The organism is Acinetobacter towneri DSM 14962 = CIP 107472, from assembly GCF_000368785.1.
Classification (GTDB): domain Bacteria; phylum Pseudomonadota; class Gammaproteobacteria; order Pseudomonadales; family Moraxellaceae; genus Acinetobacter; species Acinetobacter towneri.
In genome coordinates, this window is record NZ_KB849674.1 from 1 (window position 1) to 508 (window position 508).

1 protein-coding gene is annotated in these 508 nt (G+C 37.8%); it reads left to right on the forward strand.

Annotated features, from left to right (window positions below):
* Positions 1–177: 177 nt before the first annotated feature.
* A partial coding sequence (locus tag F947_RS00250; protein ID WP_004969037.1) for an HPF/RaiA family ribosome-associated protein occupies positions 178–508 on the forward strand: 331 nt, incomplete at its 3' end.

Here is a 508-nt window from a genome sequence, read left to right on the forward strand (position 1 = left end):
GATATAGAAGATCTTCAAAAACCCAAAAACAACATCTCACAAATGGATAAAAGGAGATAACAACCCATTACACAATGCAGATGTACAACAGCACCAAATTAAAGCATGCTCGAAACGTGCCAACTAAGTTTTGCATAGATTGTTATATAGAAATACAGATATAAAGAGGATGGGATTATGAATATTGAAATCCGCACAGATAAACACATCCAAAGTAGTGAACGTTTAATTGATTATGTTCGTGCAGAACTTTCTAGAGAATTTCAACGTCATTCAGAACGTATTACTCACTTCTCGGTTCATTTGAGTGATGAAAACGGCGACAAAGGTGGCGACGACGATATCCGTTGTATGATTGAAGTACGTCCATCAGGCTTAAAACCAATTGCAGTGAGCCATAAAGCGAAAAATGTGGATCTATCGATTCATGGTGCGATCGATAAACTGAAACGTAATCTGGAGCATACGTTTGAAAAACTAGAACCAACACGTGGTAGTCGTGTTGAGT